The following is an 11249-nucleotide window of genomic DNA, read 5'->3' on the forward strand; positions in this document are numbered from 1 at the left end:
CATCGTAGAACCCACCCAAAACAGACACGGTGTCGACTCGAATCGACACAGTGTCGACTTCCGCCTTATGGTGGTCGTCATGACCGCATCTCAGACCTCCACGAGGGCGTCGTCGCCGACGCTGATCCTCGTTGCCGCCGCGTCGTCGGTGCTGCTCCTCGCGATGATCCAGACCCTCGCGGTGCCGGTGCTCCCCCAGATCGGAGAGCAACTCGGCGTCTCGTTGACGACGGTCGGATGGGTGACGACCGCGACGATGCTCTCGGCGTCGGCGCTGACGCCGCTGCTCGGACGTCTCGGTGACGTCTACGGCCACAAGCGCATCATCCTGATCGCGCTGGTGATCACCTTGGTCGGCAGTCTGCTTGCGGCACTGACCCATTCGATCGGAGTACTGATCGTCGCGCGGGTGTTGCAGGGCGCGAGCTTCGGCCTGTTCCCGCTCGCGATCAGCGTGCTCCGGCACGAACTACCCCACCAACGCCTCACCGGTGCCATGGCGATCACCGCCTCGGCACTCGGGGTGGGCAGTGGTCTGGCGCTGGTCGCCACCGGACTGCTGACCCGCGACGACGCCGACTACCGGCGGATCTTCTGGCTGTGCGTCGCGATGACGGCGATCGTGCTGGTGATGATGGTGTTCGCGGTTCCGGATCGTCGAGGCGCCGGTGGCAGTGTCGACTACGTCGGTGCCCTGGTCCTGGCCGTCGGGCTGGTGTGTCTGCTGCTGCCGACGTCGCAGGGCCACGATTGGGGCTGGGGTTCGGCCCGCGTCATCGGCCTCTACCTCGCGGCCGTCGTCGTCCTGGTTGGCTTCTGGATTCTGCAGTCGCGCAAGCGTTCTCCGCTGGTGTCGGTGGACCTGCTGACCCGGCGCGCGGTGCTCGCCACCAACACCGCCTCGCTGTGCGTCGGATTCGCCATGTTCAGTGTGTTCCTCGGCGCCACCTACTTCGTGCAGACCCCCGACGCGATCGCCGGATACGGATTCGGTGCGTCGGTGCTGACGACCAGCGTGGTGTTCATGCTTCCCGGCGCGGTGGTCTCGATCCTGGTCGGACCCGTCGCCGGTGCGGCGGTGGCCCGGCGTGGTCCGCGCGTGGTGCTGCTGGTCGCCGCGGTCGTCGGCATCATCGGGATGCTGCTGCTGACCTTCCTGCACGCCAACACCGGCGAAATGATCGTCGGGCTGGTGATCGCCAACGTCGCGGTCGCGGCGGCGTATGCGGCGATGCCCGCGCTGCTGGTCGGCAACGTCGAACCACACGAAACCGGCATCGCCAACTCGATCAACTCGATCATGCGGACCGTCGGCGGGGCGGTCGGCAGTGCCGTCATCATCACGGTGCTGGCCGCCGAGGTCGCCGTCCACTCGATGGGGCCGGTGTCGGTATCACTGCCCACCGAGAACGCCTACCGGGTGGCGTTCCTGCTGGGGGCGGGCGCGTTCGCTCTCGCAGCGTTGCTGGCGGCATTCGCCATCCCACGGCACGCGGCTCATCAACTCACGGCCCATCAGCGCGAGGAGGAGATCGCCCTCGGGGCGGCGGGCGAGTTCGCGACCGCGTCCGTCGACGTCGACTGACATGCGTTGACAGTGAGCTGTCGGCGGGCGCCGGCGGTTCAGGCCAACAGCCACGCGATGATGGCGATGGCCGGGATCGACGCCAGAGTGGTGATCAACGCGGTGTCGCGGGCCAGGATCTGGCCTCGTCGATAGCGGGTGGCGTACACCACGACGTTCTGTGCGGTCGGCAGGGCGGCGATGACGGTCTGGGCGAACAACTGGTGACCGGATTGATGGAAACCCCAGCGGGCGATCACATAGACCAGCAGGGGCATCGCCACCATCTTGAGGACCGTGGCCAGCACGATGTCGCGACGCGGACTCTCACCCTTCCTGAAGATCGCCGCGCCCGTCAACGACAGACCGAACGCCAGCAACGCACCCGGCACCGACATGTTGCCGAGCATCTTGAGCGGTTCCAGAACCGCCTGCGGCAGGTGCCATCCGAGTGCCGAGATGACGACGCCGGCGAGCCCACCGATGACGATCGGGTTGGTCAGCGGCAACACCACCGCGTCCCGGAACGGGTGCCCGGTGCCGCGTTCGAGGGCCGTCATGTCCAGTGCCGCGAGCGCGATCGGCGAGTAGATCAGGATCTGGAACAACAGCAGGGGCGCGATGAACGAGGCGTCGTCGAGCACGAAGATCGCGATCGGGACGCCGAGGTTCACGCTGTTGACATACGACGACGCGAGCGCGCCGATCACCAGGTCGGGGGTGTCGCGCCGCAGGATCACTTTCGCGATGACGGCGTACAGCGCGCCCACCGCGAGTGCCGAGCTACCCGCGATGACCAGCGTTGCCGAGAAGATGGTCGACAGATCGGTGGTGACCAGCGAGTAGAACAGCAACGCCGGAGTCGACACGAAGAAGACCAGGCGGGAGAGCACCTCGTGGGCGTGCTCGCCCAGCGCGCCGGTGCGGCCGAGGAGGAAGCCGACGCCGACCATGATGAAGATGGCGGTGAAACCGGACACGACTCCTGACACTCGAGTGAGTCTATGACCGCCCGTCCGGGCCGGACGCAACGCGTGCGTTCGGATGAATCGGACGGTTCCGACGCTTGCGAGACGCCGGGTGCTGGTTACGCTGGGCGCGCACACACGACGTGTGACAGTGACGCAGGGAGGCCGTTCCATGCCCGAACCGACCGACAATCCCGTGCCGGGGTCGGGTCCGTTCGACCTCGCCGAGAGCGAGAAGACGACCATCGCGCCGCGGCCGAGTATCGACTTCTCCAAGAAGTCGTCGCCGGGGTCGTCCTCGCACGGATCGTCAACGCCGCCGAGTGCTGACTCGTCGCAGTGGCAGCCGACCCGGCTCAATCCGGTGTCGGCGCCGACACCGTCGCTGCCGCCGCAGCCGCCCCGTCCACCTGCGCCACCGGCCCTCCCGCCGCTGCCACCGCCCGCCGCGGCCACGCCGCCACCGGTGTACGGCGCGCCGCAACCGCCGCTGCCCACCTACGGCACACCGTCGGCGCCGCCGCCGATCGGGGTTCCCGTGTACGGGCAGCCGGTCTATGTGACACCCCTGGTCGTCGGCGCGCCGGCACGCAGGACCAACGGCATGGCAACGGCCGCGCTGGTGGTGTCCATCATCGGAGCGTTCATGTGTCTGGGCTGGTTGGGCATCATCTTCGGGCTGATCGGCCGCAAACAGATCCGGGAGTCCCAGGGCGCCGAAGACGGTGACGGGATGGCGATCGCGGGCATCGTCATCGGTGCACTCAACCTGCTCGGGCTGGTCGTTACGGTGCTCTGGTACGTGTTCGCGATCCTGTTGGTCGCGTCCTCCGGTTACTGAGGTCCCGGCCGTTTTGGATCCCGACCCATCCGGCCTGTAGTCTGGTCGGGTTGCGTGTCGCGCCCCATGGCCGCCGACGCGCTGACCAAGAGCAACCATCCCCTTCGCGGAGCGGATGGTCGGCGAGACCACGTAGAGAAGGGCACGATCATGGCTGTACCGAAGCGCCGGATGTCGCGGGCGAACACCCGTACCCGTCGTTCGCAGTGGAAGGCGGAGAACCCCGCACTCCAAGAGGTGAAGGTCGCCGGCGTTGCGCAGCGCATCCCGCGCCGCTACGCCAAGGCCGCGCAGGCCGGGATCATCGATCTCGACCGCCGCTGAGTTGGGCCGACCGGTCACCGGTCACTGACACCACGACCGCTCCGGGAAACCGGGGCGGTCGTTTTGTTTGGTCGTAGGCTTCCCATGCTTCTCGAGATACTCAACATCGCCGGCATCGCGGTGTTCGCCGCGTCGGGCGCACTCCTCGGTGTCCGCAAGGATTTCGACCTCTGGGGCATCCTCACCGTCGGCGTGCTCACCGGCGTGGGTGGTGGCATCCTGCGCGACGTGCTGCTCGGCATCACCCCGCCGACGGCCGTGCAGAACTGGCCACCGATCCTCACCGCGGTCATCGCGAGTCTCGTCGTGTTCTTCTTTCACCCCGCCTTCGCCGAACTCCGACGCACGATCCTGGTGCTCGACGCCTTCGGTATGGGTCTGTTCGCGACGACGGGCGCCGGCATTGCACTCGACGTCGACGCCAGCGTATTCGCGGCGATCCTGGTCGGAATGCTGACCGCGATCGGCGGCGGAGTCCTGCGTGACGCTCTCGCCAACGAGATCCCGCTGCTGCTCCAGCCGGCCGACCTCTACGCGGTGCCCGCGCTGGTGGGCGCGTGCCTGTACGTGGCCGGCGAGACATGGCTGCCACAGTTTCACAACCTCGTCCTCATCGTTTCGGCGATCACCGCCACCGCCCTGCGTCTGGCCGGGCTGGCGTGGCGGTGGCGACTGCCCACCGCCCCCAACATCGTCCGGTGGCCGAGGCGCCGCCGGCCCTGACGACCGCCCGCTCGCCGGCTCCCGCCCGGCGGCCGGCTCTGCCCACTACCCGCTGGTCGAGGTGTGAGGAGCGCCGGCGACGAGCCTCGAGACCTCCTGTAAAGCTGCTGGTTCCGGCCCAACGGCGTCGTGTGGAGGGGTCTCCACGGGCTCGACCGACGGAAGGCGAGCGCTGTCAACGTCGAGCTGAACGCTGTCAACGTCGAGGTGAGCGCTGTCAACGTCGACGCGAGCGAGGCCAACGGGGCCGGTTTTCATTCTGCGCGAGTGAATCGGACGATCAACACGCTTCCCGGCCTTCCCTGTCGTTGCCATGCATGGCGAGCGAGATGGGTCGGGGCGTCGTGGGCCGCGTCATGTCGCCGTCGTCGTGTTGTTGCTGGGGATCGGGATCGCGGTCGTGTCGGTGACCCCGGCGCACGCCGCGCCGTCGGTGGGGACGGGCGCCGGGAGCGTCACGCAGGCGTGCGTTCAACGGCGGATAGGGCGACGAGGGGTGAGAACTACTGGGCCAGGAACTTGTTGACGGTCCGGTTGACGACGTTCGGGATGAACTTGGCGGCGTTGCCCAGCACCAGGGTCTGGGTGCCCACCGAGTAGCTGGTGCGATGCAGCAGCCGATCGACGCGGTTGGGATGCACCGATTCGAAGACCTTGTCGGCCACCTGTTCTGGGGTGATGTGCACGCCGAGGGTCTTGGTGGTCTTGGCGTCGTTGTCGGCGAGGGCTGTCTTGGCCCACAGCGGCCAGATACTGACGACGCGGATGTCGTCGGGCTCCCACTCCAGCTCGAGTGCCTCGGTCAGCCCGGCGACGTAGAACTTCGCGGCACTGTAGGTGGCGATGCCCGGCTGGCCGTAGATCGCCGACGCCGAGGCGATGTTCACCAGGTGGGCGCCCGGGGTGGCCTTGAGGTAGGGGTAGGCGGCCTGTGCACCGAGGGTCACGCCGAGGGCGTCGATGTCGATCTGCGCGCGGATCGCGGCGGGGGAGATCTCGTCGAGGCGACCGGCCACCAGCACGCCGGCGTTGTTGTCGAGCACGTCGAGGGTTCCGTCGGTGTGCGAGGTGAACTCGGCCAATGCCTGTTGCCACTGCTCGGGCTCGCGAACGTCGATCACCCCGGTGATGAAGTCGGGGTGATTGGCCTTGACCTTGTCGACGGCGTCCTGATTGACGTCGTAGATCCCGACGGTCCAGCCGGCCCGCTCAAATCGCTCGGCCGTGGCCAGCCCGATACCGGCCGCACCGCCGGTGATGAAGATCGATGACATGCGCTCTCCTAGCGTCTGAACTGCATAGATGCTTCGCTCCGCAGAACTTACTCACGAGTATATGTCCGTGTCTGTTTACTCCGTCACACAGCCCTGCTATCTTGACAACAAGCGTTGATAAGACAACGTCTGTTGTCATCAACTTAAATGATTCGGAGGCACGCGATATGACCGCCGCAATGGAACACGCCGCACATGATCACGACAACCGCGACCGCGACGAGCAGGATGCGGTCGTGGTGAGCATGCAGGATCAGGACACCGATGAGGTGTCGGCTCGGCTGCTGGCGTCGGCCGCCCGTCTCTCGCGCAACGCCATGACCGAGATTGACTGGGACCTCCCGATGGACCCCACCAAGTACGGGTGCAGCCCGGAATGGTCGTCGCTCTACGGCACCGCGTACTGGGATGAGCTCACCGAGGAGCAGCGCATCTCGGTGACCCGCCACGAGTTCGCGTCGATCATGAACATCGGCATCTGGTTCGAGATGATCCTGCAGGAGATGGTCATCCGCGACCAGTACCTCGGCGAGTACCACAGCCCCGAGTTCCAGTTCGCGCTCACCGAGATCGCCGACGAATGCCGCCACTCCATCATGTTCGCCAAGGCCAGCGAGAAGATGGTCGGCACCTCCTACCGTCCGTCCAAATTCGTTGGCCGACTGGGCAAGTTCTTCAAGGCCACCGCCAAGAATGAGGTCGCCTACGCCGGCATACTCGTGGCCGAAGAGGTGCTCGACGTGTTCCAGCGCGGGTGCATGCGCGACGATCGGGTGCTCCCGTTCATCCGGACCGTCAACGAGATCCACGTCCTCGAAGAGTCCCGTCACATGAAGTTCGCGCGCCAGGAAGTCCGTGACGCCCTCGAGGGTGTGGGCCGCGCGCGACGCGCCTTCAGCGCCCTTTACATCTCTATCGGCGCCTACACCATCGTGTCGAATCTGGTTCAGCGTCAGGCGTTTGTTGATGCCGGCCTCGACGCCGACCGCGCCGTGGCCGAGATGAACGCCAACTCGCACTTCCACTCGATGATCCGCAGCAGCTGCGCGCACCTGATGGAGTTCCTCGACGAGGTCGGCCTGCTGACCCGTCCGGCGATGTACTACTACCGGAAAGCCAACATGCTCTGATGTTTGTCATCACTCAATCCTGCTGCAGCGACGCGGCGTGCGTGTCGGTCTGCCCGGTCAACTGCATCCACCCGACCCCCGAAGAGCGCGGCTTCGGCAGCTCCGACATTCTGCACATCGACCCGGTGGCCTGCATCGACTGCGGTGCCTGCGCCGACGCCTGCCCCGTCGACGCGATCTTCCCGGCCGACAAGCTCGGCACCCGTGACAAGGTCTTCCTCGACATCAACGCCGACTACTACAAGAACAACCCGGACGTGACGTCGGGCTGGAGTGACGTCACCTACCCCGACATCCCGAAACTGCCTGCGGGACTGCGTGTTGCACTGGTCGGGACCGGGCCGTCGGGTGGCTACGCGTTGCGCACTCTGCTCGATCGCACCGAGGCCGACGTGACCGTCATCGACCGGCTGCCCACCCCCGGCGGACTGGTCCGCGCCGGCGTCGCCCCCGACCATCCCGGCACCAAGGGCGTGCTGCACGGCTTCGACCTGCTCTACCGCGATCCGCGGGTCACGATGGCCACCAATGTCTCTGTGGGACAGGGCCCGAACGACATCACGCCGGCCGAACTCGCCGAGCACTTCGACGCCGTCTTCTACGCGGTCGGCGCCAGTGAGTCACGGCGCCTGGGCATTCCGGGTGAAGACCTGCCCGGTTCGACGTCGGCCACCGAACTCGTCGCGTGGTACAACGCGGTGCCCGGTGCGGACGTCGCCCCGCCGATCCGCCACGACGACTCGGCATCGGGCCGCGCGGTGATCGTCGGCACCGGCAACGTGGCGCTCGACGTCGCCCGCATCCTGGTGTCGCCGCCGGAGTTGTTGGCCACCACCGACATCGCCGATCGCGCACTGCACATCCTGGAACAGCAGAACGTTCACGAGGTCGTCGTGCTGGGTCGTCGTGATCAGGCCCATGCCGCCTACACCTCGGCCGAATACCGTGCGCTGTCCACCATTCCGGGAGTGGAGGTGGTCGTCCACGACGACCCGGAGGCCCCGTTGCCGGATCTGTCGGGTCCGGCCGACCCGTCGACGCGACGCATCGTATTCCTGTTCCACAGCGCGCCCACCGCGATCCTCGGCACCGCCGGTGTCGAGGGAGTGGACGTCACCACCGGTACACGTGACCACCGCATTGCCGCCGACCTCGCCGTGCGTTCCATCGGGTACCGCTCGGTGCCCATCGCCGGATTGCCGTTCGACCAGACGCGGGGTGTCTTCCCGAACGACGAGGGCCGCATGCTCGACGAGCACGGTGCGGTGATGCCCGGCGCGTACGTCGTCGGCTGGGCCAAGCGCGGCCCCAGCGGCGGCATCGGCGCGAACAAGTTGTGCGCGCAGAACACGGTGGAGGACTTCATCTCCGACGCGGCCAATGGTGTGCTGCCGCGCAGTGCCCGGGAACCCGGTGACTTCGGCAAACTGCTGCGGGCCCGGACGCGTCACGTCATCGGGTACCGCGGCATGCGGGCCATCGATCGGATCGAACGTCGCCGAGGACAAGAACAAGGCCGTCCACGCGTCAAGTTCACCCGCATCCCCGACATGGTCGGGGCGGCGGGCAGGCGTCGGGGATGACCGTATCGGGGAGTGCGGCAGGAGGTACCACGCCGGACGTCCACCCGGGGTGGTATCGACGTTCGTTGCTCGTGGTGTTCGTGGCCGCCTTCATCACTCAGAACGCCATCGCTGTGCCCTACGTCAGGAGGAACGGCCCGGAATCGGTGAAGGACTTCTTCGTCGGCGACATCCTGCGGTCGACGCCCGGCCGGTTCGCCATGGTCGACCTGGCCTTCGTGGTGATCGGTTTCCACCTCTGGGCCTTTGCCGAGGCACGCTCGTTGGGGATTCTGCGGTGGTGGCTGGCGTCGGTGGCACTGACCTTCGGTGTCGGGATCGCCACGGCCATCCCGTTCTTCCTGTTGGCGCGAGAACGGGCGCTGGCAGGTTGAGCACCTCGGGGTGCCGGGCGCGGACGCCGTACCCGACACCCTGCACGGATGACATGGGGTGTTGCTCAGCCACATCTCAGACGTTGTGGATAAAACTAGACACATGCGCATACTCGTGGTCGACGACGATCGTGCTGTCCGAGAGTCGTTACGCCGATCGCTGACGTTCAACGGATACACCGTCGACACCGCGGGCGACGGCATCGAGGCGCTGGAGAAGATCGTCGCCGAACGCCCCGACGTCGCCATCCTCGATGTGATGATGCCGCGTCTGGACGGACTCGAGGTGTGCCGCCGACTCCGCTCCACCGGCGACGACCTGCCGATCCTGGTGCTGACGGCCCGCGATTCGGTGTCCGAGCGGGTCTCCGGGCTCGACGCCGGAGCCGATGACTACCTCCCCAAACCGTTCGCGATGGAAGAGCTCCTCGCCCGGCTGCGGGCGTTGCTGCGTCGCGCCGCCCCGGACGACGGGGCCGACTCGGAGACGTTGACCTTCGCCGATCTGTCCCTGGACCCGGTGACCCGTGACGTCTACCGCGCCGAACGGCAGATCAGTCTCACCCGCACCGAGTTCGCGTTGCTGGAAATGCTGATGGCCAACCCGCGTCGGGTGCTCTCCCGCAGCCGGATCCTCGAGGAGGTGTGGGGTTATGACTTCCCGACGTCGGGCAACGCCCTTGAGGTGTACGTCGGCTACCTGCGGCGCAAGACCGAGGCCGAGGGCGAGTCGCGGCTGATCCACACCGTGCGCGGGGTCGGATACGTTCTGCGAGAGACCCCGCCGTAGTGGGTGGCCCGGACGATCCCATGGTGAACACCGATCACGCGCCCAGCGTCACGCCGCGGCCCGTGTCCCCACCCGACGCCGCCGCGTCGGGGGAGATCACCGGCGCACATCGTGTGAGTGCCGCTGCTCCGCGTCGATTCCGGCGGGGCGGCAAGGCCAAGGGCAAGGACGACGCGGAGATGCGCGATCCGCTCACCCTCACCCGCACCGTGTCGCTGCGGGTCCGGGTGACGTTGCTGTCGGCGACGGTGGTGTTGCTCGCCGTCAGCCTGATGGCCGGCGCCGCCTACTTCGTCGTCTATCGGGCGATGTACAACGAGATCGACACCGGTCTGGAAAGCCGCGCCGACGGCATGACGTTGCTCGCCAAGCTCGGGACGCTCAATCAGCGCCCGACCGCGCTGATCACCGGCACGGTGTTCTCCACCAACATCTCGATTGCCCTGGTCCGGCCCGACGGCTCGGCGCTGCGGATCGGCATCGTCCCGTTCGGGGACACCGAACGGGCCATCGCGGAGTCGACCAACAGCCCGGGCACCAACAATCAGAGTCTGCGCACGGTGAACGGTCAGCGAGTGCTGGCCCGCAAACTCGACGACGGCAACACCCTGGTGCTGGCGCAGTCGTTGCTACACACCGACCGCATCCTCAAACGCCTGGCGTGGGTGATGCTCGTCGTCGGCTGCGGCGGCGTCGCGCTGGCCGCGCTGGCCGGGATGACGGTGGGGCGCACCGGGCTGAGACCGGTGGCCCGATTGACCAGGGCCACCGAACGGGTGGCCCGCACCCAGGACCTCACGCCGATACCGGTCACCGGTAACGATGAATTGGCGCGCCTGACAGAGAGTTTCAACACCATGCTGCGGGCCCTGGCCGAATCACGGGTCCAGCAGGCGAGATTGGTGGCCGACGCCGGCCACGAACTGCGCACACCGCTGACCTCGTTGCGCACCAACCTCGAATTGCTGATCGCGGCAAGTGAACCCGGGGCACCGCCGGTGCCGGTGGCCGACATGGTGGAACTGCGGTCGGATGTGATGGCCCAGATCGAGGAACTGTCCACACTCGTCGGTGACCTCGTCGATCTGGCCCGCGAGGATGCGCCGGAAGTGGTGCTCGAAGAGATCGATCTCGCCGAGGTGATCGAGAATGCTCTCGAACGGGTCCGTCGTCGCCGCACCGACGTCGAATTCACCACCGAGGTCAGCCCCTGGTACGTCTTCGGCGAACCGCAGGGCCTCTCGCGCGCGGTGCTCAACGTGCTCGACAACGCCGCGAAATGGTCGCCCCGCGGGCGCGCCGTGGTGGTCACCCTCACCCAGATCACGGTGACGACGGCCGAACTGACCGTCGCCGACGCCGGCCCGGGTATCCCCGAGGAGGACCGCGACCTCATCTTCGAGCGGTTCTATCGCTCCACTCAGTCGCGATCCATGCCGGGATCGGGTCTGGGGCTGGCGATCGTGCGTCAGGTGGTGACCCGGCTCGGCGGCACGGTGCGTGCCGAACAATCCGACCTCGGCGGTGCACTCATCCGAATGACCCTGCCCGGTCATCCGGTGCCGGTGGAACCTTCCCCGCAGGTGGTTCGTCACTAGATCAGTGGACGCGAACCCCGTTCTACCGGCGGTTCGCGGTACCCATCACCTAGGGTTGTTTGCGCTGCCGAATCAGGCCG

11 protein-coding genes are annotated in these 11249 nt (G+C 67.0%); 9 read left to right on the forward strand and 2 right to left on the reverse strand.

From position 1 onward, the window contains the following. Positions 1-79 precede the first annotated feature (79 nt). On the forward strand, positions 80-1585 hold the full coding sequence (locus tag ACWDPV_RS19435; protein WP_449744256.1) for an MFS transporter: 1506 nt from the start codon (positions 80-82) through the stop codon (positions 1583-1585). A 38-nt stretch (positions 1586-1623) separates the two neighbouring features. Here ACWDPV_RS19435 and ACWDPV_RS19440 read toward each other — a convergent pair whose 3' ends face one another. Next, positions 1624-2556 (reverse strand): AEC family transporter, encoded by a 933-nt coding sequence (locus ACWDPV_RS19440; RefSeq protein ID WP_449744257.1) that lies wholly within the window; start codon positions 2554-2556, stop codon positions 1624-1626. 148 nt (positions 2557-2704) lie between these two features. Here ACWDPV_RS19440 and ACWDPV_RS19445 point away from each other — a divergent pair, with 148 nt between their 5' ends. The 3 genes from ACWDPV_RS19445 to ACWDPV_RS19455 all read left to right on the forward strand — a co-directional run bounded on the left by ACWDPV_RS19445 (position 2705) and on the right by ACWDPV_RS19455 (position 4420). After that, positions 2705-3373: a DUF4190 domain-containing protein gene (locus tag ACWDPV_RS19445; RefSeq protein WP_449744258.1), complete on the forward strand. Its 669-nt coding sequence runs from the start codon at positions 2705-2707 to the stop codon at positions 3371-3373. 150 nt (positions 3374-3523) lie between these two features. Next, complete coding sequence (gene rpmF / locus ACWDPV_RS19450) at positions 3524-3697, forward strand: 50S ribosomal protein L32 (RefSeq protein ID WP_449744330.1); 174 nt, start codon at positions 3524-3526, stop codon at positions 3695-3697. 84 nt (positions 3698-3781) lie between these two features. Beyond that, positions 3782-4420, forward strand: coding sequence for a trimeric intracellular cation channel family protein (locus tag ACWDPV_RS19455; RefSeq protein ID WP_348803011.1), 639 nt, complete (start codon positions 3782-3784; stop codon positions 4418-4420). A 503-nt stretch (positions 4421-4923) separates the two neighbouring features. On the opposite strand, the gene ACWDPV_RS19460 is transcribed toward ACWDPV_RS19455, so the two are convergent. Beyond that, complete coding sequence (locus ACWDPV_RS19460) at positions 4924-5694, reverse strand: SDR family oxidoreductase (protein WP_449744259.1); 771 nt, start codon at positions 5692-5694, stop codon at positions 4924-4926. A gap of 167 nt (positions 5695-5861) precedes the next feature. On the opposite strand from ACWDPV_RS19460, the gene ACWDPV_RS19465 reads away from it, so the two are divergent. From ACWDPV_RS19465 to ACWDPV_RS19485, 5 genes are all read left to right on the forward strand, one after another. Next, positions 5862-6824 (forward strand): AurF N-oxygenase family protein, encoded by a 963-nt coding sequence (locus tag ACWDPV_RS19465; protein ID WP_449744260.1) that lies wholly within the window; start codon positions 5862-5864, stop codon positions 6822-6824. Further along, entirely contained in the window at positions 6824-8407 is a 1584-nt protein-coding gene (locus tag ACWDPV_RS19470) for a 4Fe-4S binding protein (protein ID WP_449744261.1), read from the forward strand. The genes ACWDPV_RS19465 and ACWDPV_RS19470 overlap by 1 nt, the downstream gene beginning before the upstream one ends. Then, positions 8404-8781 carry a DUF2834 domain-containing protein gene (locus ACWDPV_RS19475; RefSeq protein WP_449744262.1) on the forward strand — a complete coding sequence of 126 codons (378 nt, stop codon included), beginning with the start codon at positions 8404-8406 and terminating at the stop codon, positions 8779-8781. The genes ACWDPV_RS19470 and ACWDPV_RS19475 overlap by 4 nt, the downstream gene beginning before the upstream one ends. Positions 8782-8884: 103 nt before the next feature. Beyond that, the gene (locus ACWDPV_RS19480; protein WP_449744263.1) at positions 8885-9571 is read left to right on the forward strand and encodes a response regulator transcription factor; all 687 of its coding nucleotides are present in this window, start codon (positions 8885-8887) and stop codon (positions 9569-9571) included. Positions 9572-9750: 179 nt separating this feature from the next. Further along, positions 9751-11169 (forward strand): HAMP domain-containing sensor histidine kinase, encoded by a 1419-nt coding sequence (locus ACWDPV_RS19485; RefSeq protein ID WP_449744331.1) that lies wholly within the window; start codon positions 9751-9753, stop codon positions 11167-11169. Positions 11170-11249: the final 80 nt, after the last annotated feature.

This window comes from Gordonia sp. NPDC003504 (genome assembly GCF_053587995.1).

Coding starts and splice junctions, on each gene's coding strand:
- ACWDPV_RS19435 (WP_449744256.1), top strand. CDS start 80: ATGACCGCATCTCAGACCTCCACGAGGGCGTCGTCGCCGACGCTGATC.
- ACWDPV_RS19445 (WP_449744258.1), top strand. CDS start 2,705: ATGCCCGAACCGACCGACAATCCCGTGCCGGGGTCGGGTCCGTTCGAC.
- rpmF (WP_449744330.1), top strand. CDS start 3,524: ATGGCTGTACCGAAGCGCCGGATGTCGCGGGCGAACACCCGTACCCGT.
- ACWDPV_RS19455 (WP_348803011.1), top strand. CDS start 3,782: ATGCTTCTCGAGATACTCAACATCGCCGGCATCGCGGTGTTCGCCGCG.
- ACWDPV_RS19460 (WP_449744259.1), bottom strand. CDS start 5,694: ATGTCATCGATCTTCATCACCGGCGGTGCGGCCGGTATCGGGCTGGCC.
- ACWDPV_RS19465 (WP_449744260.1), top strand. CDS start 5,862: ATGACCGCCGCAATGGAACACGCCGCACATGATCACGACAACCGCGAC.
- ACWDPV_RS19470 (WP_449744261.1), top strand. CDS start 6,824: ATGTTTGTCATCACTCAATCCTGCTGCAGCGACGCGGCGTGCGTGTCG.
- ACWDPV_RS19475 (WP_449744262.1), top strand. CDS start 8,404: ATGACCGTATCGGGGAGTGCGGCAGGAGGTACCACGCCGGACGTCCAC.
- ACWDPV_RS19480 (WP_449744263.1), top strand. CDS start 8,885: ATGCGCATACTCGTGGTCGACGACGATCGTGCTGTCCGAGAGTCGTTA.
- ACWDPV_RS19485 (WP_449744331.1), top strand. CDS start 9,751: ATGCGCGATCCGCTCACCCTCACCCGCACCGTGTCGCTGCGGGTCCGG.